The organism is Haemophilus sp. SZY H68 (genome assembly GCF_018829685.1).
Classification (GTDB): domain Bacteria; phylum Pseudomonadota; class Gammaproteobacteria; order Enterobacterales; family Pasteurellaceae; genus Haemophilus; species Haemophilus haemolyticus_K.
The window spans coordinates 77,438-104,399 of sequence record NZ_JAHKKB010000003.1; the positions used below are offsets into that span (position 1 = coordinate 77,438).

At 38.1% G+C, this 26,962-nt stretch carries 26 protein-coding genes; 10 read left to right on the top strand and 16 right to left on the bottom strand.

Going from position 1 to position 26,962, the window contains the following annotated elements:
• The first annotated feature begins 27 nt into the window (after window positions 1-27).
• The 5 genes from uspA to argH all read left to right on the top strand — a co-directional run bounded on the left by uspA (window position 28) and on the right by argH (window position 5,953).
• Window positions 28-453, top strand: a complete 426-nt coding sequence (gene uspA / locus KP712_RS06615) for a universal stress protein UspA (RefSeq protein ID WP_005629483.1) — start codon at window positions 28-30, stop codon at window positions 451-453.
• A 187-nt stretch (window positions 454-640) separates the two neighbouring features.
• Window positions 641-3,265: an alanine--tRNA ligase gene (gene alaS, locus KP712_RS06620; RefSeq protein WP_048953446.1), complete on the top strand. Its 2,625-nt coding sequence runs from the start codon at window positions 641-643 to the stop codon at window positions 3,263-3,265.
• Window positions 3,266-3,342: 77 nt separating this feature from the next.
• Window positions 3,343-3,534 (top strand): carbon storage regulator CsrA, encoded by a 192-nt coding sequence (gene csrA / locus KP712_RS06625; protein WP_048953448.1) that lies wholly within the window; start codon window positions 3,343-3,345, stop codon window positions 3,532-3,534.
• Between the two features lie 23 nt (window positions 3,535-3,557).
• Window positions 3,558-4,445, top strand: a complete 888-nt coding sequence (galU, locus tag KP712_RS06630; RefSeq protein ID WP_048953452.1) for a UTP--glucose-1-phosphate uridylyltransferase GalU — start codon at window positions 3,558-3,560, stop codon at window positions 4,443-4,445.
• A 134-nt stretch (window positions 4,446-4,579) separates the two neighbouring features.
• Window positions 4,580-5,953 carry an argininosuccinate lyase gene (gene argH, locus KP712_RS06635; RefSeq protein WP_140450116.1) on the top strand — a complete coding sequence of 458 codons (1,374 nt, stop codon included), beginning with the start codon at window positions 4,580-4,582 and terminating at the stop codon, window positions 5,951-5,953.
• 66 nt (window positions 5,954-6,019) lie between these two features.
• On the opposite strand, the gene rdgB is transcribed toward argH, so the two are convergent.
• Both rdgB and KP712_RS06645 read right to left on the bottom strand, forming a co-directional pair.
• Entirely contained in the window at window positions 6,020-6,613 is a 594-nt protein-coding gene (rdgB, locus tag KP712_RS06640) for an RdgB/HAM1 family non-canonical purine NTP pyrophosphatase (RefSeq protein WP_048953456.1), read from the bottom strand.
• 10 nt (window positions 6,614-6,623) lie between these two features.
• The gene (locus tag KP712_RS06645) at window positions 6,624-7,358 is read right to left on the bottom strand and encodes a 3-deoxy-D-manno-octulosonic acid kinase (RefSeq protein WP_048953458.1); all 735 of its coding nucleotides are present in this window, start codon (window positions 7,356-7,358) and stop codon (window positions 6,624-6,626) included.
• 77 nt (window positions 7,359-7,435) lie between these two features.
• On the opposite strand from KP712_RS06645, the gene KP712_RS06650 reads away from it, so the two are divergent.
• Window positions 7,436-8,476: a glycosyltransferase family 9 protein gene (locus KP712_RS06650; RefSeq protein WP_048953459.1), complete on the top strand. Its 1,041-nt coding sequence runs from the start codon at window positions 7,436-7,438 to the stop codon at window positions 8,474-8,476.
• 153 nt (window positions 8,477-8,629) lie between these two features.
• On the opposite strand, the gene yegQ is transcribed toward KP712_RS06650, so the two are convergent.
• The 14 genes from yegQ to nhaB all read right to left on the bottom strand — a co-directional run bounded on the left by yegQ (window position 8,630) and on the right by nhaB (window position 24,286).
• Window positions 8,630-10,009, bottom strand: a complete 1,380-nt coding sequence (gene yegQ, locus KP712_RS06655) for a tRNA 5-hydroxyuridine modification protein YegQ (RefSeq protein WP_048953461.1) — start codon at window positions 10,007-10,009, stop codon at window positions 8,630-8,632.
• Between the two features lie 128 nt (window positions 10,010-10,137).
• The gene (gene adk, locus KP712_RS06660; protein WP_048953463.1) at window positions 10,138-10,782 is read right to left on the bottom strand and encodes an adenylate kinase; all 645 of its coding nucleotides are present in this window, start codon (window positions 10,780-10,782) and stop codon (window positions 10,138-10,140) included.
• An 83-nt stretch (window positions 10,783-10,865) separates the two neighbouring features.
• Window positions 10,866-12,104, bottom strand: coding sequence for an MFS transporter (locus KP712_RS06665; RefSeq protein WP_048953465.1), 1,239 nt, complete (start codon window positions 12,102-12,104; stop codon window positions 10,866-10,868).
• 180 nt (window positions 12,105-12,284) lie between these two features.
• A complete protein-coding gene (gene galE / locus KP712_RS06670) occupies window positions 12,285-13,301 on the bottom strand; it encodes a UDP-glucose 4-epimerase GalE (RefSeq protein ID WP_215770741.1) in 1,017 nt (338 codons plus the stop codon).
• 42 nt (window positions 13,302-13,343) lie between these two features.
• Window positions 13,344-14,591 (bottom strand): ATP-dependent RNA helicase RhlB, encoded by a 1,248-nt coding sequence (rhlB, locus tag KP712_RS06675; protein WP_215770742.1) that lies wholly within the window; start codon window positions 14,589-14,591, stop codon window positions 13,344-13,346.
• Between the two features lie 116 nt (window positions 14,592-14,707).
• The gene (gene yacG, locus KP712_RS06680) at window positions 14,708-14,914 is read right to left on the bottom strand and encodes a DNA gyrase inhibitor YacG (protein ID WP_005645697.1); all 207 of its coding nucleotides are present in this window, start codon (window positions 14,912-14,914) and stop codon (window positions 14,708-14,710) included.
• Window positions 14,907-15,527 carry a dephospho-CoA kinase gene (gene coaE, locus KP712_RS06685; protein ID WP_215770743.1) on the bottom strand — a complete coding sequence of 207 codons (621 nt, stop codon included), beginning with the start codon at window positions 15,525-15,527 and terminating at the stop codon, window positions 14,907-14,909. Before coaE ends, yacG begins: the two co-directional genes overlap by 8 nt.
• Before the next feature lie 107 nt (window positions 15,528-15,634).
• The gene (locus KP712_RS06690) at window positions 15,635-15,931 is read right to left on the bottom strand and encodes a DUF1294 domain-containing protein (protein WP_215770202.1); all 297 of its coding nucleotides are present in this window, start codon (window positions 15,929-15,931) and stop codon (window positions 15,635-15,637) included.
• The gene (glyA, locus tag KP712_RS06695; RefSeq protein ID WP_215770201.1) at window positions 15,928-17,193 is read right to left on the bottom strand and encodes a serine hydroxymethyltransferase; all 1,266 of its coding nucleotides are present in this window, start codon (window positions 17,191-17,193) and stop codon (window positions 15,928-15,930) included. Before glyA ends, KP712_RS06690 begins: the two co-directional genes overlap by 4 nt.
• A 125-nt stretch (window positions 17,194-17,318) precedes the next feature.
• Window positions 17,319-18,890: a phosphoethanolamine transferase gene (locus KP712_RS06700; RefSeq protein ID WP_140527444.1), complete on the bottom strand. Its 1,572-nt coding sequence runs from the start codon at window positions 18,888-18,890 to the stop codon at window positions 17,319-17,321.
• Between the two features lie 115 nt (window positions 18,891-19,005).
• Entirely contained in the window at window positions 19,006-20,295 is a 1,290-nt protein-coding gene (purD, locus tag KP712_RS06705; protein WP_215770200.1) for a phosphoribosylamine--glycine ligase, read from the bottom strand.
• A gap of 156 nt (window positions 20,296-20,451) precedes the next feature.
• A complete protein-coding gene (purH, locus tag KP712_RS06710; protein WP_252346420.1) occupies window positions 20,452-22,050 on the bottom strand; it encodes a bifunctional phosphoribosylaminoimidazolecarboxamide formyltransferase/IMP cyclohydrolase in 1,599 nt (532 codons plus the stop codon).
• 148 nt (window positions 22,051-22,198) lie between these two features.
• A complete protein-coding gene (gene dsbB / locus KP712_RS06715; protein WP_140527441.1) occupies window positions 22,199-22,732 on the bottom strand; it encodes a disulfide bond formation protein DsbB in 534 nt (177 codons plus the stop codon).
• 9 nt (window positions 22,733-22,741) lie between these two features.
• Window positions 22,742-24,286, bottom strand: coding sequence for a Na(+)/H(+) antiporter NhaB (gene nhaB, locus KP712_RS06720; RefSeq protein WP_140527440.1), 1,545 nt, complete (start codon window positions 24,284-24,286; stop codon window positions 22,742-22,744).
• Window positions 24,287-24,410: 124 nt separating this feature from the next.
• On the opposite strand from nhaB, the gene fadR reads away from it, so the two are divergent.
• The 4 genes from fadR to ruvX all read left to right on the top strand — a co-directional run bounded on the left by fadR (window position 24,411) and on the right by ruvX (window position 26,953).
• A complete protein-coding gene (gene fadR / locus KP712_RS06725) occupies window positions 24,411-25,136 on the top strand; it encodes a fatty acid metabolism transcriptional regulator FadR (RefSeq protein WP_140527439.1) in 726 nt (241 codons plus the stop codon).
• A gap of 100 nt (window positions 25,137-25,236) precedes the next feature.
• Window positions 25,237-25,974, top strand: a complete 738-nt coding sequence (gene rsmE, locus KP712_RS06730; RefSeq protein WP_215770745.1) for a 16S rRNA (uracil(1498)-N(3))-methyltransferase — start codon at window positions 25,237-25,239, stop codon at window positions 25,972-25,974.
• Entirely contained in the window at window positions 25,971-26,531 is a 561-nt protein-coding gene (locus tag KP712_RS06735) for a YqgE/AlgH family protein (RefSeq protein WP_106013626.1), read from the top strand. Before rsmE ends, KP712_RS06735 begins: the two co-directional genes overlap by 4 nt.
• Window positions 26,531-26,953, top strand: coding sequence for a Holliday junction resolvase RuvX (gene ruvX / locus KP712_RS06740; protein WP_048953491.1), 423 nt, complete (start codon window positions 26,531-26,533; stop codon window positions 26,951-26,953). The genes KP712_RS06735 and ruvX overlap by 1 nt, the downstream gene beginning before the upstream one ends.
• Window positions 26,954-26,962: the final 9 nt, after the last annotated feature.

Below are 26,962 nucleotides of genomic sequence, written 5' to 3' on the forward strand. Positions count from 1 at the left end.
CCGAACCAATCAGTTAAGGAGTCGATTATGTACAAACACGTTTTAGTGGCAGTAGATCTTTCTGAAGAGAGTCCTGTTTTACTTAAAAAAGCGGTTGGGGTTGCAAAACGTCACGAAGCAAAACTTTCTATCATCCACGTTGATGTGAACTTCTCGGATCTTTACACTGGATTGATTGATGTGAATATGTCTTCAATGCAAGACAGAATTTCCACGGAAACACAAAAAGCCTTGTTAGATTTAGCTGAAAGTGCGGATTATCCAATTTCAGAAAAATTGAGTGGCAGTGGTGATTTAGGACAAGTTCTAAGTGATGCCATCGAACAATATGATGTAGATTTATTAGTGACGGGACATCACCAAGACTTTTGGAGTAAGTTAATGTCTTCAACACGTCAAGTGATGAATACGATTAAAATTGATATGTTGGTTGTTCCGCTTAGAGATGAATAATTAACAAGAAATTGTTTTTTGAATAATCTGAAATAACTTAAATTTTAACCGCACTTCTCAAATAGCGTCGTGGAGTGCGGTTTTATTTTTGGGTTTTGGCAAAAAGCCTTTTTATAAATTTCAAAAATATGCAAAAATAGAGCGATTTAGTTTTTATTTTTATTATGGGTAACAAGGATTCTTTTTAATGAAAACAACAGCAGAAATAAGACAATCATTCCTTGATTTTTTCCATAGCAAAGGTCACCAAGTAGTTGAGAGTAGCTCACTTGTGCCGGAAAATGATCCGACTTTGCTTTTCACGAACGCTGGGATGAACCAATTTAAGGATGTATTCCTTGGAATGGATAAACGCCCTTATTCTAGAGCGACCACTGCGCAACGTTGTGTGCGTGCTGGTGGTAAACATAACGACTTAGAAAATGTTGGTTATACCGCGCGTCATCATACTTTCTTTGAAATGCTCGGTAACTTCAGTTTTGGTGATTACTTTAAACACGATGCGATTAATTTTGCTTGGGAATATTTAACATCCCCACAATGGCTTGGTTTACCTAAAGAAAAACTATGGGTAACCGTGTATGAAACGGATGACGAAGCCTACAACATCTGGAATAAAGAGGTCGGTGTACCTGCTGAACGCATTATTCGCATTGGTGACAATAAAGGCGCACCTTACGCATCAGACAACTTCTGGGCAATGGGCGATACAGGTCCTTGTGGTCCTTGTACTGAAATTTTCTACGATCACGGTGATCATATTTGGGGCGGACCTCCAGGCTCACCAGAAGAAGATGGCGACCGTTATATCGAAATCTGGAACGTTGTGTTCATGCAATTCAACCGTTTAGCTGATGGCACAATGGAAAAATTACCACGCCCATCAGTTGACACAGGTATGGGCTTAGAGCGTATTTCTGCTGTATTGCAACATGTGAACTCAAACTACGAGATTGATATTTTCAAAACATTAATCGCAAAGACGGCTGAAGTTGTTGGCACAACAGATTTAAGTAATAAATCATTACGTGTTATTGCTGACCATATTCGTTCTTGTGCATATTTAATCGCAGATGGCGTTATTCCATCAAACGAAGGCCGTGGTTATGTCTTGCGTCGTATTATTCGCCGCGCAGTTCGTCACGGTCACTTATTAGGTGCCAAAGAAGCCTTTTTCTATAAACTCGTACCAACTCTAATTGAAGTAATGGCTGAAGCGGGCAAAGACGTAAAAGCAAAACAAGCAAATGTTGAAAAACTATTACGTTTAGAAGAAGAACAATTTGCTCGCACTCTAGAACGTGGTTTGAGCTTATTAGATGAAGCCCTTGCTCAAGTGAAAGATGGCATTCTTTCAGGTGAAGTTGCATTCAAACTTTATGACACCTATGGTTTCCCATTGGATTTAACGGCTGATGTATGTCGTGAGCGCAATATCACTATTGATGAACAAGCCTTTGACCGTGAAATGGAAGTGCAACGTACTCGTGCTCAAGCCGCAAGTCAGTTTGGTGTGGACTACAACAGCATTATTCGTGTAGATGGTGAAACCAAGTTTGAAGGCTATACTGAAGTCGAATCTCAAGCAAAAATCACCGCACTTTTCTATGATGGTAAATCAGTGGAAAGTATCGAAGCAGGTCAAAGTGCAGTCGTTATTCTAGAAAATACACCGTTTTACGCAGAATCAGGCGGTCAGATTGGCGATAGCGGATATTTAAACGCGCAAGGCGTGACCTTTAATGTTAAAGATACCCAAAAATATGGGCAAGTATTTGGACACATTGGAGAATTAACGCAAGGAAGTTTGAAAGTTGGGCAAACAGTGAATGCTATTGTGGATGCGGAACGTCGCCACAGTACATCACTTAATCACTCAGCAACACACTTATTGCACGCGGCTTTACGTCAAGTTTTAGGTCAACATGTTGTGCAAAAAGGATCACTTGTTTCAGATAAAGCCTTGCGTTTTGACTTTGCACAGCCAGAAGCAATTACAAAAGAACAATTAACTCAAATTGAAACACTAGTAAACCAAAAAATCCGTGCTAACTTCCCTGTTCAAACGGATATTATGGACATTGATTCAGCAAAAGCTAAAGGGGCAATGGCACTCTTTGGCGAGAAATATGGTGATAACGTTCGCGTATTGACCATGGGCGACTTCTCAATTGAGCTTTGTGGTGGTATTCACGCAAAACGCACTGGGGATATCGGTCTATTTAAAATTATTACTGAAAGTGCAGTGGCTGCAGGCGTTCGTCGTATTGAAGCTGTAACTGGTGAAAATGCGATTGAATGGTTACATAATCAACAACGCATTCTGCTCCAAAGCGCAGACTTATTCAAATCAGATGTAAATACCTTAGTAGAAAAAATCCAACAACTTCAAGACAAAGCGAAGAAAGTGGAAAAAGAATTGCAAGGTCTAAAAGAAAAAGCCGCAATGCAGGCGGGTTCTGATTTTGTGAAAAGTGCGGTGAAAATCAACGGTGTTTCTGTTATCGCACAACAATTAGATGGCATAGAAACAAAGTCATTACGTGTGATGGTCGATGATTTAAAAAATCAACTCGGCTCAGGCGTAATCGCATTCGCATCGATCTTAGATGAAAAAGTCAACCTTGTCGTTGGTGTAACAAACGATTTAACTACCAAAGTAAAAGCTGGAGAGCTCGTTAATTTAATGGCTCAACAGGTCGGGGGTAAAGGCGGTGGTCGTCCGGATATGGCAATGGCAGGAGGCTCCCAACCAGAAAATGTAGCACAAGCAGTTAAAGTGGCGCAGGACTGGTTAAACAAAAATCTGTAGTACAAGCCGGTTGGTGGGATGCCAACCTTCCTTGATTGATGGGGATATCTAATAAATGCAAACTAAGGAGATAAAAGATGTTAATCTTGACTCGTAAAGTTGGCGAAAGTGTACTTATTGGAAATGATATTTCTATCACGATTTTGAGTGTACGTGGAAACCAAGTTAAACTCGGTGTAGAAGCGCCTAAAGAAGTATCCGTTCACCGAGAAGAAATTTACCAACGAATTAAACAGATGAAAGATGAACAATTAGACGGTTCATCATAATCGTAAATAATGGATTTAATATTATGAAAGCAATTATTCCTGTAGCAGGGTTAGGGACCCGCATGTTACCTGCAACAAAAGCAATTCCAAAAGAAATGCTTACATTAGTTGATAAACCATTAATTCAGTATGTTGTAAATGAATGTGTTGCAGCTGGCATAAAAGAAATTGTACTTGTCACGCATTCATCAAAAAATGCTATCGAAAACCATTTTGATACCTCTTTTGAACTAGAAACGATGCTAGAAAAACGAGTTAAACGTCAACTTCTAGAAGAAGTGCGTTCTATCTGTCCAAAAGATGTAACGATTATGCACGTTCGCCAAGGTAATGCTAAGGGCTTAGGTCATGCTGTTCTTTGTGGTCGTCCAGTAGTTGGTAATGAGCCTTTTGCTGTAGTATTACCCGATGTATTATTGGCTGATTTTAGCGCAAATCAGAAAAAAGAAAATCTTTCTGCAATGATTAAACGTTTTAAAGAAACAGGAGCTAGTCAGATAATGGTTGCACCGGTACCACAAGAAAATGTGAGTAGCTATGGTGTTGCAGACTGTGGCGGTGTAGCTCTTAATGGTGGTGAAAGTGCAAAAATTAATAACATTGTTGAAAAACCAGCCGTTGAAGAGGCACCATCGAACCTTGCTGTAGTGGGTCGTTATGTATTCTCTGCTGAAATCTGGGATTTATTGGAAAAAACTCCGGTAGGTGTTGGTGATGAAATCCAATTGACCGATGCTATTGATATGCTCATTGAAAAAGAAACTGTCGAAGCATTCCATATGACAGGTGAAACATTCGACTGTGGTGATAAAATTGGCTATATGGAAGCTTTCGTAGAATACGGTATTCGTCATGAAAAATTAGGTAAAGAATTCAAAACCTTTATCAAAAATTTAGCAAAAACGCTATAAATAGCACTAATACAGATAAAATGGACAAAATGAAAGATTTTGTCCATTTTTGTTTTATTATTAATATAGAATGTTGATTTATGCATAAATATGCACAATAATAGAATAATTAATTAAAATAAAAAGGAAAGATTATGGCACTTTGGGGGGGGCGTTTTACGCAGGCAGCGGATAAACGTTTTAAAGATTTTAATGACTCGTTACGTTTTGATTATCGTTTGGTAGAACAGGATATTCAAGGCTCGATTGGTTGGTCCAAAGCCTTGGTGAAAGTCAATGTATTAACTATCGAAGAACAGCATCAACTTGAGCAAGCACTCAATGAATTACTTATTGAAGTGCGGTCAAATCCGCAAGCAATTTTACAAGATGATGCTGAAGATATTCATAGTTGGGTTGAAAGTAAGCTAATCGATAAAGTAGGCAACCTTGGTAAAAAATTACATACTGGCCGTAGCCGCAACGATCAAGTGGCAGTAGATATAAAACTATGGTGCAAACAACGTGTGGTTGAATTACAAGAATCAGTACGTAATTTGCAACGCCACTTAGTTCAAACCGCAGAAAACACACAACAAGCAGTAATGCCTGGCTATACCCATTTACAACGAGCTCAACCAATCACTTTTGCTCATTGGTGTATGGCATATGTGGAAATGTTCGACCGCGACTATTCACGTTTAACAGATGCGTATAATCGTATGAATACCTGTCCACTTGGTAGTGGTGCGCTGGCTGGTACGGCTTATGCCGTAGATCGTGATTCACTTGCGCACGATCTTGGTTTTGTTTTCGCAACTAGAAATAGCTTAGATAGCGTCTCTGATCGCGATCATATTGTAGAGTTGCTTTCCATCGCATCCCTCAGTATGGCGCATCTTTCCCGCTTTGCTGAAGATATGATTATCTTTAATAGCGGAGAGGCAAATTTCGTCGAGCTATCTGATCGCGTGACTTCGGGATCATCATTAATGCCACAAAAGAAAAATCCTGATGCATGTGAGTTAATTCGGGGTAAAGTAGGCAGAGTGATTGGCTCATTAACAGGCATGCTAGTCACCTTAAAAGGCTTGCCACTTGCGTATAATAAAGATATGCAAGAAGACAAAGAAGGTATTTTTGATGCCTTAGATACTTGGCAAAACTGTGTGGATATGGCAACGTTCGTATTAGATGAATTGAAAGTAAATGTTGAACGTACTCGAGAAGCTGCGTTAAAAGGCTATTCAAACGCAACTGAATTAGCGGATTATTTAGTTTCTAAGGGTGTACCTTTCCGAGATTCTCATCATATTGTGGGTGAAACGGTTGTTTATGCGATTGATAAAGGGAAGGGATTAGAAGATCTCAGTATTCCTGAATTCCGCCAATTTAGTGAAGTAGTGGGAGATGATGTTTACGAGATTCTTTCGCTCCAATCTTGCTTAGACAAACGTTGTGCAAAAGGTGGGGTATCTCCATTGCGTGTTGCCGAAGCTATTGCAGAAGCGAAAATACGTTTAGCTTAATTATAACGTTAAAGTGCGGTCAGAAATTATTTTATATTTCTGACCGTTTTTGAGTGCCTATAAATATTAATTTTCTAATTTATTTTTTAAGATATTAAGTGCGCGTGCTCTATGTGAGATTCTTTTTTTCTCGATTGTATCCAGTTCACCGAACGTGCAATTTTTTTCTGGGCTGAAAAATAAACTATCGTAACCAAAACCATTTTTACCTTTTTCTTCAAACTCAATGAGACCATGGCATTCACCTTCAGCGATGATTGGTGACGGATCATTTGGGTGTTTTAGATAAACGATACAGCTCACAAATTTTGCTTGTCGATTTTCTTTTGTGACATGAGAGAGTTCGGTTAATAATTTTTTGCGATTCTTTTCATCGTTACTATCCTCTCCAGCGTATCGCGCAGAATATAACCCTGGAGCCCCATTGAGCGCATAAACAACTAAACCAGAATCATCTGCTATAGCGGGTAACCCCGATTTTTCTGACGCATAGCGTGCTTTTAATAGTGCATTTTCTACAAAGGTTAAGCCTGTTTCTTCGGGGCTATTAATGCCTAAATCGCTTTGTGCGATCACTTCAAATCCAAGATTAGCTAATACATCAGACATTTCCTTCACTTTACCTTGGTTACCTGTAGCAAGTACGATTTTTTGTTTCATGGCTTATCCTTTATTCTTGAGGTTGATTATAGGCTTCGATTAAATCTGCCCAATTTTGTTTTGTAAATTGAATCTTCATTCTTTTAATTTCTTTTGTAAAAGAGCGGTGTAATCGATTCAAGTTATCTGTTTTCCAACTATCTCCCGATCTTATAGTGCACTTATCGAAATCTAATAACCAACATTGTTTTCTATTTTTTATTTGTTGAACTAGAATGTTATGTACATTTAAATCTGTATGGCAAACCTGCTGATCATGTAATTGACGAATTAATTTTCCTATTTGAGTCCAGATTTCTTTTGGTAAAGGGGTTGCCTGTAATAGTAGGGATAAATCCTGAGCATTTTCAATTTTTTCTGTCAAAATATCCGCTTGATAGCAGATCCCAAATTTTCCCTTTTGAACTCGTGCAGCAATAGGTTTAGGAACCGGGAGCCCTGATTCATATAAGCGTTGTAGTAAATAAAATTCAGCAAAACTACGGGTCTTCTTGAGAGAGGAGAAATAATAACGATCTTTGTTGAATTTTCCCCATAATCCACCGCGATAATAATGTCTCAGTGCGCAGTTTACGCCTAGATAATCTTCTGTTTGTAGAAAATAAGTTGTGCCTCGGCCTTTTGCAGTCCCAATAATTCTTTTTTGAGTTTGCCAGAATTTAGGTTTAAAGAAGTTACTTTTATCGTTAAAAGTGCGGTCAAAACTGAAGATAAAATATTCATTACCCTGTTGGAATGAGTGCATATTAGTGGAATTGGATGATAGAAAATGTCCTTATTCTACTTTAAAATACATCCAAATTAAATGAGAAAGGATTGCAAATGTCACTTTTCACTCGTGCTCCCAAATCACTTTGTATTCTCCGCCTTTCTGCTGTAGGAGATGTTTGTCATGCCCTTGCTGTCATACAACATATTCAGGCTTATTATCCTCAAACCCAAATTACTTGGGTTGTAGGTAAAACAGAATTCGGTTTATTAGAGGGGATTCCTAATATTACTCTGATTCCTTATGATAAGAAAACCGGTTGGAAAGGTCTTTTCTCATTATGGAAAACGTTAAAGAATCAACACTTTGATGCCTTGTTAAATATGCAAACTGCATTTCGTGCTTCTATTATTTCCTTAGGAATTAAAGCTAAATATAAAATTGGGTTTGGTAAAAAACGATCACGAGAGGGACAATGGCTATTTGTTAATCGTCAAGTAAATGATCCTGATTCACCTCATGTCTTAGACGGTTTTATGGCTTTTGCAGAATATATTGGTGTGCCAAAAGCTAAATTAACCTGGAAACTTGAAATCTCTCCCCAGGAAAGTGAATATGCATATCAATTTATCGATCCTTCACGTAAAAATTTACTGATCTCTCCTTGCTCTAGTAAAGTAGAAAAAGATTGGCTCATTGAACGTTATGCTGAGGTTGCAAATCTTGCAAATAAACGTAATATTCATGTTATTTTTTGTAGTTCCCCCTCAAAGCGTGAATTAGAAATGGTTGAAAAAATCATAGCACTTTGTGACTTTAAACCAACTAATGCCTCAGGTAAAACTAACTTGAAGCAACTTGCTGCCTTAATTTCTCAAGTAGATTTAGTTTTATCGCCTGATTCTGGCCCAGCACATATTGCAACGGCTCAAAATACGCCTGTTATTGGTTTATATGCTTATCACAACCCATTACGTACGGGCCCTTATCATAATTTGTCTAATGTCGTCTCTGTTTATGAAGAGAATGCACAAAAAGAATTTGGAAAACCATCCTATCTATTACCTTGGGTAACAAAACTAAAAGGAAAAGATTTAATGGCTCAGATCCAAGTGGACTCTGTAATTAAAGAAATGAATAAGTTAGGGCTTTAAATTCAAGGATAAAAAAGCCCTTTCAAAAGCTGAAAGGGCAAAAATATTTGGAGTCATACTATGAGTTGTTGAATTAACAAATCAGGTATGTGGTGTATTATAATAATAAAATACAAAAATGCAACATTTTTTTAACAAATAATTTTTTATCATTTAATTATGTGGATTTCTTGTATTGCTATTGACTAAATTACGCATTAATAAGGCGTAGTCTAAGTTGATATCTTGTGGTACGTCTAAGAACACAAAATGCCCATCACCTAGTGCTGCATCAACTGCTTCATTTTTACGATTTAGCATTTTTTCAATTTTGAAATTGATATTCCCCTGAGGGGTCATCATTTCTACATCATCACCAAGTAGGAATTTGTTCTTCACAGCCACTTCAGCCATACCTTGTTCGTTACGTTTACCAGTAAATTCACCGACAAACTGTTGACGATCAGAAATAGAATAACCGTATTCGTAATTTTGGTATTCATCGTGCGTATGACGACGTAAGAAACCTTCGGTATAACCACGATGAGCAAGGGATTCCAAGGTATCCATTAAGCTTTCATCAAATGGTTTTCCTGCTGCCGCATCATCAATGGCTTTGCGGTAAACTTGTGCGGTTCTTGCGCAATAATAGAATGATTTAGTACGACCTTCGATTTTTAAAGAATGCACACCAAGTGCGGTCAATTTTTCCACGTGTTGTACGGCACGCAGATCTTTTGAGTTCATAAAGTAGGTGCCGTGCTCATCTTCAAAAGCGGTCATTTGCTCATCTGGCTTTTGTGATTCGGTGTAAAGGAAGACTTTATCCGTTACTGCACCTTCACCCAAGGTTGGTGCCACATTTTTCACTTCGATTTGTTGAGCAGGATCGATTTTAGGCACGATGTTGCCTACTTCATCCGTCGTGCCTTCTTCCATTTTGTATTCCCAACGGCAAGCATTGGTGCAAGTGCCTTGGTTTGGGTCGCGTTTGTTGATATAGCCAGAAAGCAAGCAGCGGCCAGAATACGCCATACATAACGCACCGTGTACGAAAATTTCGAGTTCGATATCGGGCACGTGTTGGCGAATTTCTGCTATCTCTTCAATGGATAATTCGCGCGATAAAATCACACGGGTTAACCCCATTTGTTTCCAGAATTTTACCGTTGCCCAGTTTACCGCATTCGCTTGTACAGAAAGGTGAATATCAATATCCGGGAAGTTTTCACGCACCAACATGATTAAGCCTGGGTCAGACATAATTAAGGCATCAGGGCCCATGTCGATCACAGGTTGTAAATCTTTGATAAAGGTTTTGAGTTTGGAGTTATGCGGTGCAATGTTCACCACTACATAGAATTTTTTGCCAAGTGCATGGGCTTCATCGATCCCGATTTTTAAATTGGCATGATTAAATTCATTGTTGCGTACACGTAAGCTATAACGTGGTTGGCCTGCATAAACAGCATCTGCCCCATAGGCAAAAGCATAGCGCATATTTTTGAGAGAGCCAGCAGGGGAAAGTAATTCTGGTTTGAATTGGGTTGTCATAATATTCTCTTTTGTCTGATTTCAGGTCAGGAATTTACACGAGGTAAATCATTAAAAGATAAAACTAGGGATTTTAGACATGTTAAGGAATATTCCGCACTTCTCGATATCAAAAAGTGCGGTTAATTTTAGCTTAGAATTTTATTTAACTCTTGGCTAACTTCTTCCACTTTTTGTGTACCATCTAAACGGAAATATTGAGTATTCCCCGCTTTCGCTTCGGCTTGGTAATAATCAATTAATGGGCTGGTTTGTTTATGATATACGGCTAAACGATCTAATACAGTTTCAGGTTTATCATCTGCACGAATAATTAAATCTTCACCTGTTACATCATCTTTACCTTCCACTTTTGGTGGGTTGTAAACGATGTGGTAAGAACGACCAGATGCTTGGTGTACACGGCGACCGCTCATACGTTCAACAATCACTTCGTCTGGTACATCAAATTCTAAAACAAAGTCAATTTTAACGCCTGAATCTTTCAATGCATCCGCTTGAGGAATGGTACGAGGGAAACCATCCAACAAGAAACCATTTGCGCAGTCAGGTTGTGCAATACGATCTTTTACAAGGGCAACGGTTAATTCATCCGGTACTAATTTACCTTCATCCATTAATGCTTTAGCTTGTTTTCCAAGTTCAGTCCCTGCTTTAATTGCAGCACGGAACATATCGCCAGTTGAAATTTGTGGGATACCAAATTTATTCATAATAAATTGTGCTTGAGTGCCTTTACCTGCGCCCGGTGCACCTAAAAGAATAATTTTCATAAAAATCTCCATTAATAAAAAACGTGATTAAGATACTGATAAAGCATAGTGCGGTCAAATTTTTTATAATTTTTACCGCACTTTTATAGTGAATTGGCCGTATTATTTTCTTGATTCCAAGGCGCTACCCAAAATAAACAAAGCATGCCAGGAATCGCTAAAAATAAACAAAACCAAAAATACTGATAATACCCCACGGCTCCCACAACATAACCAGAAAGCATACCTAACACTTTACTTGGCAAAGCTGAAAGGCTCGTAAAAAGTGCAAGCTGTGTTGCGGTATAAAGAGGATTACTCTCACGCGCCATAAAAGCCACAAAAGCTGCGGTGCCAAGTCCAACGCCGATATATTCGGCTGCAATCACAACACCCAGTTTCCATAACTCGGCAGATGTAATAACATCAAAATGTCCGAAAGCAGCCAACCAAATAAACCCACCGATTGTTACCATCTGTACCAACCCAAATAGCCACAATGCACGGTTAATACCCAGTTTTAGCATGATCACACCACCAGCAAGCCCAGATAAAATGCTTGACCAAAGTGCGGTACTTTTTACAACAATGGCTATATCCTCTTTGCTAAATCCCATATCATAAATAAATTTGGTTTGTAACGTTGTGGCAAAAGAATCCCCGAACTTATATAAAAACAAAAACAGTAAAAAACCGATAGCCTGAATAATGCCCTTACGCTGAAAAAATTCTTGTAATGGAATCCAAAATGCTTGATAGAAAGGCTGATTAGTTTGCTGCATGTCTATTTTGGGCTCTTTTGCTAAAAATAACGTCATGAAGATGCCTGCTAACATACAAAGTGCGGTCCATAAAAATACCGTTTCCCAAGGATAAATCGCCGCCAAATAGAGCGATAGTCCACCTGGAATTAATCCCGCAATTCGATAAGCATTAATATGAATAGTGTTTCCCAAACCTAATTCATGATCACTCAAAATTTCACGACGATACGCATCCAACACGATATCTTGTGTGGCTGAAAAAAAAGCGATAAGCAAAGCAATATTTGCCACCGTGCTCAGTTGTGTGAGCGGATCAAAAAGGCTAATTATGTAAAGTAAAATCAATAATACCACTTGTGAAAGCAGCATCCAGCTACGACGACGCCCTAAAAAACTCGGGAAATAACGATCCAATAATGGTGCCCACAAAAATTTCAATCCATAAGGCAACATCACACCGGTTACCGCACCAATAAGCTCAATTGAAAGATGTTTATCTGTCAGCCAAACAGGCAACATTTGCAATAACACAAATAATGGCAAACCAGAATTAAAACCTGTGAATACGCAAATCAACATTTTGCGCGTAAAAATTTGGGAAGAAAGGGAATTTGACATAAAGTGCGGTTAATTTTGGTTGTATTTTAGAAACTTCGCCTTTCAATTAGGATAAGTGTAAAACTTAGGGGGATTTTTAATCGCATCCCCCAATGTTTAGCGTTCTTCTTCCTAAAAAAGAAAAACAAATATTAGAGAATATTAATCTCGATACCCTTTTGGATTATTTTTCTGCCAGTTCCACGTATCTTGCATCATTTTTTCAAGACCACGTTCTGCCACCCAACCAAGTTCTTTTGCAGCTAAACTAGGATCAGAATAGCATGTCGCAATATCACCCGGGCGGCGTTCTACAAGTTTATATGCAATTGTAATGTCGTTGGCTTTTTCAAAGGCTTTTACCATATCTAATACGGAATAACCATGGCCTGTACCAAGGTTATAAATATGTAAACCAGCATCATTTTCATGACGTTGAAGCGCTTTTAAATGCCCCACGGCTAAATCCACTACATGAATATAATCACGCACGCCTGTTCCATCATGGGTGTCGTAATCACTACCAAATACAGAAAGTTGAGCTAATTTACCGATGGCAACTTGGCTGATATAAGGCAACAAATTATTTGGAATGCCATTTGGATCTTCACCAATAAAGCCACTTTCATGCGCCCCAACTGGATTAAAATAACGCAAGATGGTCATGCTAAATCTTGGTTCCGCTTTTGCTGTATCACGTAAAATCTGCTCAACCATATATTTAGATGTACCATAAGGATTGGTTGTACCGCCGACTTCACAATCTTCTGTAATTGGAATAATTTTTGGATCACCATAAACCGTTGCAGATGAGCTAAACACAAAGTTCCAAACACCCGCTTTTTTCATTTCTTGAATTAATACAAGGGTGCCAGCTACATTGTTCATGTAATATTCTGTCGGCTTTTGAACACTTTCCCCTACGGCTTTTAACCCTGCAAAGTGAATAACAGAGCTAATCTCATTTTCTGCAAAGATTTTTTGTAACAAAGCACGATCTAAAATATCACCTTCATAAAACTTTGCTTCTTTGCCTGTAATTTGTTTTACACGCTCAAGGGATTTTGGCGATGAATTGCAAAGATTATCTAATACCACCACCTCTTTGCCAGCATTTAATAATTCTACAACTGTGTGAGAACCGATATAACCGGCGCCACCTGTCACTAAAATGGCCATAATGATTTCCTTATTAATTATTGAGATTAAAAAATTATATCACTATTTTGTGTGATAAGAACGATGTCTTGTATGCCCTTGCGATGGTACTGCACGTTTTAACCGATATGGTTTCGGCAGTTCAAGTAAGGCTTCTGTTTCATATTGGCTCACTGGGATAGAATGGCCTATATATTCTTCAATTGCGGGTAAATTCATCGCATATTCTTCGCAAGCAAAACTAATCGAAACGCCACTTTCCCCAGCTCGTCCAGTACGACCAATTCGGTGAACGTAATCTTCTCTATCATCAGGTAAATCATAATTGAAAACATGCGTCACATCAGAAATATGCAAGCCACGAGCAGCCACATCTGTTGCCACTAAAATATCCAAATCACCATCAGTAAATTGTTTTAATAACGATAAACGTTTTTTCTGTGCTACATCGCCAGTCAGTAAGCCGACACGATGCCCATCAGCCGCCAAATAACCCCAAATTTCTTCACAACGATGTTTAGTATTCGCAAACACAATACAACGCTCAGGCCACTCATCTTCCATTAAGGTTAAGAGAAGTGCCATTTTATCCTGATTAGATGGATAAAAAAGTTCTTCTTTGATTCGGTGCCCTGTTTTTTGTTCCGGTTCAATTTCAATATATTCAGGGTCATTCATATCTTCAAATGCTAATTCACGCACTTTATAAGAAAGTGTCGCTGAAAATAACATCGTTAAACGAGATTGCGGAGCGGGGCATTTACGTAATAAATAACGAATATCACGGATAAACCCAAGATCGAACATTCGATCCGCTTCATCTAGCACGACAACTTGAATTTCATCTAAACTAATTACGCCTTGTTTTACATAATCAATGACTCGCCCAGTCGTACCAATCAAAATATCGACGCCACGCTCAATCGCTTGTAGTTGTTTATCATAACCATCGCCACCATAGGCAAGTGCGGTCTTTAATCCACTAGCTTTTGCAAGAAATTCTGCGTCATTACTAATCTGCACCGCTAATTCTCGTGTAGGTGCTAAAATCAAAGCTCTTGGGTGACGATATTCAAGATTAGAATCTTGGTGAGTTAAAAGATGGTGAAAAGTAGACGTTAAAAAAGCCATTGTCTTGCCTGTACCAGTTTGAGCTTGTCCTGCAACATCTCGTCCATTTAAACTGATAGGCAAGGATAAAGCCTGAATTGGGGTACAAAAATCAAAGCCTTTTTTTGCCAAAGCATCTCGTACAATTGGATGTAGAGGAAGATCGGAGAATCGCTGTTGGCTTAAATAATCTTGTTGCATAAAAATCACATTTTAGAATAATAAAATTACGTTTAGCATAGCATGCTTAGGGAAAATCCTCAAAAAAGGACCGTACTTATAAAAATTAACCGATAGGGTTTCCTATCGGTTAATCTCTATTTAATGCTCCATTCGTCACTCACATTTGGATCCATTGCAAAATCTGCAGTATCACTTGGAATCGCTTTTTCTTCAGCCGCCCATTCGCCAAGATCGATTAACTGGCAACGTTTGCTACAAAAAGGTCGAAAAGTACTTTCATTTGTCCAAGGCACAGATTTTTGGCAAATTGGACAAGGTACTTCAATAATTTCGTCAGACATTTTTATGTTCCGCTTGTTGTAAATAAAACTGGTGCAATTCTAGCACCTTTTGCTGTAAGTGCGGTAAGTTTTGGGCCAGTTCAGCATCATTATTAATCACATCATCCGCCCATTTTAAACGCTCTTGTTGAGAAACTTGAGAATTCATAATTCGTTGAATTTGTTCAAAATTATTGTTATCTCGTTGCGATGAACGAGCAAGTTGAGTTTGTGGACTCACATCTACTACCAAAATACGATCACAAAGTGCGGTCAATTTATTTTCTATTAATAAAGGGACGACAAATAATATGTAAGGCGCAGTTTGTTCTGCTAATTGTTGTTTTATGCGTTCACGAATAGCGGGATGTAAAAGATTATTTAACCACAATTTATCTTCATCATGACTAAACACTCGCTCTCGTAAGGCCGCACGATTAAGTTCACCTTGTTCCGTTAAAATTTGAGCACCAAAATGTTCAACAATTTTAGATAATAAAGGGGAATCTTTCTCGACGACTTCTCTAGCAACCACATCTGCATCCACTAGAGGTACGCCAAGATCAGCAAATAAATTAGCAATCGTTGTTTTACCACTACCAATGCCACCAGTTAAGCCAACAATATAACTCATATGATTTCCCATAAAAAATTTCCAATATTATACAAAATAACGTTAGTAAAAATCAGTTCTCCAAGCCAATAGTTAGTGAACCATAACAAATTAATTTATCTACATTATCATGCTTTTATATATTGAAAAATAAAAGAAAAATATAACCATGGAAAAACGACAACCCAAAGAAATGCGCTAATGACAACAATAAATTTAAAACTAAAATGCAGCGTTTTATGACGAAAATGGTTCATGGCTAAATGAATTCCCATAAAACCACCTAAAAGACTTAGAAGAAAAAATGTTTTTTCAGGAATTCTCCACTCGTTACGCACTGCCCGAATTTTATCTCTCCACATAAAAAAATAAGCGGCGATATTGATCGCCGCTAACCATATAATCAACGAAAGAAAATAAATCATTTCGGATAAACTGGAAGACGTTTACAAATTGCTAATACTTTTTCTTTAGTTTCAGCAATCACTTGTTCTTCATTTTCTTTGCCTAAAGCATCTAAAACATCACACATCCAGCCAGCTAATTCACGCACATCATTTTCATTGAAACCACGGCGAGTCACAGATGGTGTACCTACACGAATACCTGAAGTAACAAATGGTTTTTGCGGATCGTTTGGTACAGCATTTTTATTCACTGTAATATTTGCTTTACCTAATGCTGCATCAGCTGCTTTACCAGTTAATCCTTGTTTGATGAAACTTACTAAGAACAAGTGGTTTTCAGTACCATTTGACACAACGTCATAACCACGTTGTTTAAATACTTCAACCATTGCTTTTGCATTTCTCAACACATTTGCTTGGTATTCTTTATATTGAGGCTCTAATGCTTCTTTAAAGCAAACTGCTTTTGCCGCAATAATATGAACTAATGGACCGCCTTGGTTTGCAGGGAATACGGATGATTGTAATTTTTTGTAAATTTCTTCATCACCGCAAGAAGAAAGGATTAAACCACCACGAGGACCGCCCAATGTCTTATGGGTTGTTGTTGTCACAACATGTGCATGAGGCAATGGATTTGGATATAAACCCGCTGCAATTAATCCCGCTACATGCGCCATATCCACAAATAAATACGCACCAACTTCATCTGCGATTTCACGCATTTTCGCCCAATCCACAACTTGTGAATAAGCCGAGAAACCCGCAACGATAAGTTTTGGCTTACATTCTAATGCTTTTTGACGAACATCTTCATAATCAATTAAGCCATCCGCAGTGATTCCATAAAGCACAGAGTTATAAATCTTGCCAGAGAAACTGACTTTTGCACCGTGAGTTAAGTGCCCACCGTGAGCCAAATCCATACCTAAAATAGTATCGCCCGCATTAATCAATGCACCATACACAGCTGCGTTTGCTTGTGAGCCAGAGTGCGGTTGAACATTCACGTAATCTGCACCAAATAATTCTTTCGCACGGTCAATTGCTAGCTGTTCCACAATGTCTGCATACTCACAACCACCGTAATAACGTTTACCTGGATAGCCTTCAGCGTATTTATTAGTGAATTGTGAACCTTGAGCTTGCATTACGCGCGGGCTGGCATAGTTTTCAGAAGCGATTAATTCAATATGTTCTTCTTGACGACGATTCTCATCTTGAATGGCTTGCCATAAAACCGGATCGTAATCAGCGATAGTCATATTTCTTGTAAACATTGTGTTCTCCTGTTATGTAATTTATGACAGATAGTTTAACTGTTTATGGATAAAAACTTAATTAAAATTTCATTCCTAAATTTTCATCACTTAAATGAAATTAATTCATCATGGAAAGTCATAATTTAATGGATATATTCTTGTTTACCATTAGATTCTATTTTCAGGTATCCTGCATCACCGGTAAGAATATTTCCATTAACTACTCCTTTATCACAAGTACCAATTGGATAGTTATATCCCATTATATTAATAAGAAGACTAGATAACTGATTATGAAATGAAACTTTACATGATGAGAAGCTATCTAACACCGTTTTTTGTATTTCTTCATTTGGGCTATATAGAACTAATGGAACAATATAATTATCTTCATCAAATGTACCTTGTTTATAAGTATCACCTTTTACATATTGACCATGATCAGATGTATAAGCAATGATCCAATCTTTAGAAGATTTACTAGATAAATAATGGTAAACCTCTGAGATAAAGTTATCAGTATTTAGAATAGTATTATCATAATTATCTGTTGCGTTATTTTTTCCAAACACTTTTTCTTTATTATCTAATAATGCCCCATAGGGAATGTGGCTTCCTCTATGATGTAAAACAATAAAATGATAACCATTATCTAAATTAATATTTTTAAAAGCAGGAAGTAATTTATTATCAGGCATTGAATCTCTTAAAGAATAGCCTTCATTATCTGGAAAACGAACATCATCAATCCAGGCACCACCTAAAAAATTGATCATATGCATGTCGTCCCTAGCTTGAGCTGAGTAAAAAAATGTTTGGAATCCCTGATCTTTTGCTAAATTAAATAAATTTGTATCACCTTTAGCTATTTGCTGCATTCCATTTGGATAAGGAATAGAATTAAAAAACATTGGTAAGGATATTGCTGTAAATAAACCTCCTGAATAAGTTTTTCCAACAATTGCTCCTTTTTCATTTTTTAACAAATTTAGAAATGGAGAGGTGTTTCTATCATATCCAAATACACTAAAATGGCTTGCTGATGCACTTTCTCCCATTATTAAAATAATGTTCTTAATTTTAGGTTTATTCGTCTTTTCAGGTTTACTTTTCAAGTAAATAGCGGTGTCTGACAATGAGAGTATCTCATATGGTAATAATCTTCCTACAAAATATCCAAAAGAAAAATAATTAGACTTTAGTCTTGAATAGGTTGTATTAGGCGAAATGAAACGTTCGTGAGATTTTGTTGTGTATGCTCGAACAAAAACATATATCATTGCAATGTAAAAAATAAAGTCAAATAACCAAGAGAATTTATATTCTTTTCTCTTTATAAAACTTAAGCTTAGAAAAAATAAAATTTCAAATACCCCAAATAAAAATGGAAAAATAAATTTATCTACCATTGTTATACCTGCATTTGTTACTTCATTGATTTCTTTAAATGCAAGCAAGTAACTAACAGGTCCGATCCAAGACTGGTACAGGGCATAATGTACATTGTTAAATAAAATGCTTATTGCAAATAAAGTACTAATTAGTATCTTTGTAAATTTATATTTTGAGTAAAGAAACAAGGTGACAAATAAATAATTGAAAATATAGCTTTCAATATATTTTTCTATGCTAGGTATATTAAATAATTTGCGATAAATTATTTCTAAGGAAAGTAGAATTGAAGAATATAATAATGTGATAAAAAATTGTCGCATGAATGATATGGTTCCGTAAAGTGATAAGAAAACTGTTACAGTGTATTACAAAAAATAGATAAATTACAATTTCTATATAATATTATTTCTCTATTAGACCTAGCAAATTTTCTAACTATTTTGCGTGTTCTCGTTCCACAGCTCTGTAACCAATGTCTCGACGATAAAAACATCCTGTCCATTGAATCTGCTCAGCCAATTTTAAGGCTTTCTGTTGTGCCTCAAATACGCTTTCACCTAATGCGGTCACACAAAGCACACGGCCACCGTTGGTGACTAACTTGCCCGCTTTAGCCTCTACGCCGGCCAAGAAAACTTTCTCATTTTCGACCGCACTTTGAGGCAAACCGCTGATTTCATCGCCTTTGCGATAATCTCCCGGATAACCTTCTGCTGCTAAGACGATACCTAAAGAAGCCTTCGGGTTCCATTGGGATTTCACTTCGTCTAATTTGCCATCACAGGCTTTAAGACAAAGTTCCACCAAATCCGATTCCAAACGCAACATAATCGGTTGAGTTTCTGGATCACCGAAACGGCAGTTAAATTCGATTACTTTCGGCTGACCATTCGGCATGATCATCAAACCGGCATACAAGAAACCGGTGTAAACATTGCCTTCTGCCGCCATGCCGTTGACCGTTGGATAGATCACTTCACGCATCACGCGCTCATGAATTTCAGGTGTCACCACAGGCGCAGGGGAATAGGCCCCCATGCCGCCGGTATTCAAGCCAGTGTCTTTTTCACCCACACGTTTGTGGTCTTGGCTGGTCGCCATAGGCTCAACATTTTTGCCATCCACCATGACGATAAAACTCGCTTCTTCGCCATCTAAAAATTCTTCAATGACCACCCGACTGCCGGCTTCACCAAAGGCATTGCCGGAAAGCATATCACGCACTGCGTCTTCGGCTTCTTGCAAGGTCATCGCCACAATCACGCCTTTGCCTGCCGCCAAGCCATCCGCTTTAACGACAATGGGGGCACCTTTTTCACGCAAGTAAGCCAATGCCAGTTCAACTTCGGTGAAGTTTTGATATTCTGCGGTTGGGATTTTATGACGCGCTAAGAAATCTTTAGTAAAGGCTTTGGAACCTTCCAATTGCGCCGCTGCTTGCGTTGGTCCGAAAATGTTTAAACCTACTGCACGGAACGCATCCACCACCCCAATCACGAGTGGTGCTTCTGGCCCTACAATCGTTAAACTAATGTGGTTATCTTGGGCAAATTTAACCAATGCAGGAATATCCGTTGCACTGATATTCACGTTCTCGACTTTTTGTTCTAACGCTGTCCCTGCATTGCCCGGTGCAACGAAAATTTTATCTGCCAATGGCGATTGCGCCGCTTTCCAAGCGAGGGCATGTTCACGACCGCCGTTTCCGATGATGAGGATGTTCATGTTGTAGTCCTTGTATCTTTTTGAATTTAATCCCCTCTTTAGCAAAGAGGGGTAGGGGAGATTTGGCAGAAGTTATTTCAACCTCATAGTACATTTAGCATCGTTTAAATCTCCCCCCATCCCCCTCTTTACAAAAGAGGGGGATAGTTAGATAAATTAATGTCTAAAATGCCGCATTCCGGTCAATACCATCACCATATTATGCTCATCTGCCGCATCAATCACTTCTTGATCACGCATTGAACCACCCGGATGAATCACACATTGAATGCCTACTTTCGCCGCCGCATCAATGCCATCACGGAATGGGAAGAACGCATCAGATGCCATCACACAACCGGCCACTTCCAAGCCTTCATCTTGCGCTTTAATACCGGCGATTTTAGCCGAATACACGCGACTCATTTGGCCTGCGCCAATGCCGATGGTTTGGTTATCTTTGGCATAAACAATGGCATTCGATTTCACAAATTTCGCTACTTTCCAGCAGAATAGTAAATCTTTCAATTCTTGTTCGGTCGGTTGACGCTTGCTGACCACTTTTAAATTATCCAAGCCCACCATGCCTAAATCCGCATCTTGCACCAACAAGCCACCGTTCACACGTTTGAAATCTAAACGTTGGGTACGTGCTTGCCATTCTCCACATTCAAGCAAACGGACATTTTTCTTACGTTTCACCACTTCAACGGCTTCTGCAGACACTTTCGGTGCAATAATCACTTCTACAAATTGACGTTCTACAATTTCATTTGCGGTTTTTTCGTCTAATTCACGGTTAAAAGCAATGATGCCGCCAAAGGCTGAGGTTGGGTCTGTTTGATAGGCGCGATTGTAGGCGTCTAAAATATCTTTGCCTAAGGCCACGCCGCATGGATTGGCGTGTTTAACAATCACACAGGCAGGTTCATCAAATTCTTTTACACATTCAAGGGCTGCGTCGGTATCGGCAATATTATTGTAAGACAAAGCCTTACCTTGCAGTTGGTTTGCCGTTGCCACACTCGCTTCTTTTACATTGAGATCCACATAAAACGCCGCATTTTGATGGGCATTTTCGCCGTAACGCATGGTTTGCTTACGCACGAAGTTCAAATTTAAAGTCCGCGGGAATTGACCGCACTTCGCCTCTGCATCTTCTTCAGCAGCAACATGATAAGGTTTCACCAACTGACCGAAATAGTTCGCGATCATGGAATCGTATTGCGCAGTGTGTTCAAATGCTTTGATGGCAAGATCAAAACGGGTTTCAAGAGTTAAGCTGTTTTGATGTTGATCCATTTCGGCAAGAATGGCATCAAAATCCTGATTTTTCACGACAATCGCCACATCTTTATGGTTTTTCGCAGCAGAACGCACCATGGTTGGACCACCGATATCAATATTTTCCACGGCATCTTCTAACGTGCAATTTGACTTAGCCACGGTTGCGGCAAAAGGATATAAATTCACGACCACCATATCAATGCCTTCAATGCCATGTTGCTGCATGATAGCATCATCTGTACCACGACGACCAAGAATCCCACCATGCACTTTTGGATGTAAGGTTTTCACGCGACCGTCCATCATTTCAGGGAATCCCGTATAATCAGACACTTCAGTCACCGGCAAACCATGCTGCTCCAACAATTTTGCGGTACCGCCTGTGGAAAGTAGTTTTATACCACGCTGTACTAGGCCTTGAGCAAATTCTACGATACCGGCTTTATCAGAAACACTCAGTAAAGCCTGACGAATTGGACGATCTGTCATCACATTTTCCTTTCATTAAATGATTAAAAATAAGCGGAGTGAATTATATAGCAAACGTTTGCGTAAATATAGAAAGATTTTATTGATCATAAAATGAGAATATATAATAAAGAAAAATGCCATTTGATTTTTTCAAATGGCATTGTTTTTAGTTAAATAGCCGTCTTTGTTTACGACTTTTTTGTATTTGAGAAATAAATAATATTGTGAGTATTGCAATGTATACAACAAAAATAAATACGAGCCACTGAACCATGGTTAAATTTAAGAATGACCATTGGCTTTCATTACAAGAGCCAGTAGGATTAAAAATAGCAGGAAACCATTGATGAAATGGTAAGGTTTCTGGAAAGTTAGGGATAAACTCACATTGTTTCCAGGGGGCTGGATTCATTTGTAGATCCAAATGGCGCAGTGATACCAAAAGGCCTTTAATACTACTAAATAATCCGAGTATCAAGGCGATTAATCTCACAATAAATGATTTGGGTGCGAGAAGACCAATAGTGCCCGCAATAAATAATCCAATTATCGCTAAACGTTCATATACGCAAAGCACACAAGGCTGTAACCCCATTCCATATTGGAAATAAAGTGCGGTAGATTCCAAGGCTAAACTTGATAAAGCTAGCAAAAACCATGCGGAACGTTTTTCAGAAAATTGTTTTAATAATGTGAGCATTTTGTCTCCTTAAATCGGCAAAATTAAACCTAAGCTTGCCAACCAATCTGTAGTTGCAGGTAAAATAAATTCGATAGCAAATAAACCTACAAGCGACATAACAACAGTATAAGGCAAAGCCATATAAACCATTCTTCCGTAAGAAAGACGAATTAATGGGGCAAGGGATGAAGTCAATAAGAACAAGAATGCTGCTTGTCCATTTGGTGTTGCGACTGATGGTAAGTTTGTTCCAGTATTGATTGCCACAGAAAGCAATTCAAATTGATGAGGTAAAATTACGCCATTCGCTAATGCAGATTTTGCTTCGTTAATATAAACCGTTGCGACAAATACGTTATCAGAGATAGAAGATAACAATCCATTAAAGATATAGAAGAGAGCAAGCTGAGTATTTTCTTCAGAAGCAAGTACAAAATGAATAATAGGTGCGAATAGTTTTTGATCAATAATTACAGCAACCACAGAAAAGAAGACAACAAGTAGGGCTGTAAATGGCAAAGACTCTTGGAATGCTTTACCGATAGTGTGTTCGTCAGTCACACCTGTGAATGTTGTAGCAAAAATGATGATACTTAAACCAATTAAGCCTACCGCCGCAAGATGGAACGCCAATCCAAGAATTAACCAAATCGCGATTAACGTTTGAACACCTAATTTGATTTTGTCTTGTTTAGACATTTTTTCTGAATTAGTGCGGTCTAAATCTGACAAGATTTTCCATACATCTTCAGGTAATTTTTCACCATAACCGAATAATTTGAATTTTTCGACTAAGAAGCAAGTGAGCAATCCACAGATAAATACTGGAACAGTAACTGGTGACATGCGGAAGAAAAATTCGATAAAGTTCCATTTGGCTTGTTCTGCAATAATTAAGTTTTGTGGTTCACCCACCATTGTCATTACGCCACCAAGTGCAGTTCCGACGCCAGCATGCATCATTAAACTACGTAAGAATGCTCGAAATTTTTCTAAGGTTTCATGATGTTTTGCATCAATTTTAGCATCATCAGAAATATCCACTGCATCCATTAAACCATTTCCTGATGCGACTTTATGGTATACCCCATAAAATCCCATTGCGACACTAATAATGACCGCAACCACGGTCAATGCGTCAAGAAAAGCGGATAAAAAGGCTGCGCTAAAGCAAAATGCGAGAGAAAGTGCAATTTTAGAGCGAATTTTAACGAGTAATTTAGTAAATACATAAAGCAGTAATTGCTTCATAAAGAAAATACCCGCAACCATAAACATTAATAGTAAAATTACTTCAAAATTAGACATAATCTCAGCTTTTACATGCTCTACGTTTGTCATGCCTATAATAATAGCTTCAATAGCTAATAAACCACCGGGTTGAAGGGGGTAGCATTTCAATGCCATGCCTAACGTGAAAATAAATTCAGCGACTAATAGCCAGCCTGCTAGAAAAGGGCTGATGAAAAAGAAAATAATCGGATTAATAATGAGAAAAGCAACAATGGCAAGTTTATACCAATCCGGACTTGAACCAAGAAAGTTTTTCATAAAAGCTTGAATATTTGTCATAGGGGACTCCACTATTTTTTATCATGCGGACATTGTAATATATCCGTCTTTAAAGGATAATAAAAACTAGCTATTTTTTCATAAAATTGCATCTTTTTTTATTTTTATCTGATTTTTAAGTGTAATGCAAAACGATAATGACATTTTAAAAGCGCAAAGTCCTGCGGCTTTGGCTGAAGAGTATATTGTAAAAAGTATTTGGCAGGATATTTTTCCCGCAGGGAGTAATTTGCCTTCAGAACGAGATCTTGCTGATAAAATAGGGGTAACTCGTACAACATTACGTGAAGTGTTACAACGTTTGGCGAGAGATGGCTGGTTAACAATTCAGCATGGTAAACCGACGAAAGTAAATAATATTTGGGATACGGCTGGACCAAATATTATCGAGACATTGATTAGTTTGGATATGCGTTCAGCACCAATGATTATTGATAATATGCTATCTTTACGTAGTAAAATGTCTGAATTTTATATTTATGAGGCTGTTAAAAATTCTCCAGAGCAATCTGCCGCACTTTTTGCATCACTAGAGCAATTGGAGAATACTGCTCAAGATTACACGGAATTTGACTATACTTTGTTTCGTCAATTTACTGTGGTAGCTAATAAGCCTTTTTATCGATTAGTATTCAATAGTTTAAAGGGCGTTTATCAACGAATTGGTTTACTCTTCTTTAAAGAGGAAAAGCACAGAGAACTTACTAAACAATTCTACTTAGAAATGCAGCAAATTTGTCAGATAGGTAACGCTGATGCTGTGGTAGATTGTATTCGTAAACATAATGTTCGCTCTATCACTTACTGGCATACTATTTTAGAGCGGTTACCTCAAAATCTATCTGATTAATCTATAGGGAATGAGAGGCTTAAAATAGCCCACGTGTAAATTTATTTATTTTTCATGTGAAAGATATTATTCCCGTCTCCTATTAACATTTTAGAATACTATGCGCATACCTAGAATCTATCACCCTGAATCACTAGAATATCAAACGCAATGTCAACTTTCTGAAGATGCTGCCAATCATGTTGGTCGTGTATTGAGAATGGTAGAAGGTGAGCAACTTGAACTTTTTGATGGTTCAAACCATATTTATCCAGCAATAATCACAGAATCCAATAAGAAATCAGTAAAAGTTAATATCTTAGGGAGAGAACTTTCTGATAAAGAATCCAATTTAAAAATCCATTTAGGTCAAGTGATTTCACGAGGTGAACGGATGGAATTCACTATTCAAAAATCGGTAGAATTGGGGGTGAATGTGATTACGCCATTATGGTCAGAACGCTGTGGCGTAAAGCTTGATGGCGAACGGATGGATAAAAAAATTCAACAGTGGCAAAAAATTGTCATTGCGGCTTGTGAACAATGTGGTCGTAATGTGGTGCCAGAAATTCGTCCTCTAATGAAATTACAGGATTGGTGTGCAGAAGATGATGGGGCGATTAAATTAAATCTACACCCTAGAGCACAACATAGTATAAAAACGTTACCAATAATTCCAAAAGATGGGGTACGTTTGTTAATTGGTTCAGAAGGTGGGTTATCAGAACAAGAAATAGTGCAAACACAACAGAAAGGTTTTACTGAAATTTTATTAGGAAAGCGTGTATTACGTACCGAGACTGCTTCACTAGCAGCGATCAGTGCATTACAAATTTATTTTGGAGATTTAGGAGAATGATGGAACTGCAAGGGAAGTTTCTCATCGCAATGCCTCATTTAGATGATTATTTTAATCGAACTGTGGTGTTTATGTGTGAACATAACGAACAAGGTTCTATGGGATTAGTAATCAATCAGCCTACGGATTTAAGTATTGCAGAACTTTATTTAAAGCTTAATTTTATGATGAAAAATGACCGCGCTTTTGGTAATGAAATGGTCGTTGCTGGCGGTCCGATACATTCAGAACGTGGTTTTATTTTACATAAAAATACACTTAATCATTTTCAACATACTTACAAGGTTACTGATACGCTTTCTATGACGACATCTGCTGATGTTGTAGAAACCTTTGGGTCTACATTCGCTCCAGAAAAATATTTAGTTGCGCTAGGATGTGCAAGTTGGTCTGCAGGACAGTTAGAAAAAGAAATTATTGATAATGCCTGGTTAGTTGCACCAGCTAGTGAACAAATTTTGTTTGATACACCTTATGAAGAACGCTATATCGTGGCCAATCAATCTCTTGGTATTCATCCTCATAATTTTGTGATGGCTCAAGTGGGGCATAGTTAATGGGGATCACTGTACTTGCCTTTGATTTTGGTACAAAAAGTATTGGTTGCGCGGTTGGACAAAGTATAACTGGAACGGCTCAAGCACTTCCAGCATTTAAAGCACAGGATGGGATCCCTAATTGGAGCGCTATTGAAAACTGTCTAAAGGAATGGAAGCCTGATGTACTTGTTGTTGGTTTGCCACTTAATATGGATGGTACCATTCAAGACTTAACACTACGAGCGAAAAAATTTGCTAACCGGTTGCATGGGCGTTTTGGTATTACTGTTGAGTTACAAGATGAACGTCTTACAACAATGGAAGCGCGTAGTGAGATATTTGAACGTGGTGGTTTCAGATCGCTTAAAAAGGATAAGGTCGATGGTATTTCTGCTTGCTTGATTTTAGAAAGTTGGTTTGAGGGTTATTCGGCTAGGTAAAGGCTATCA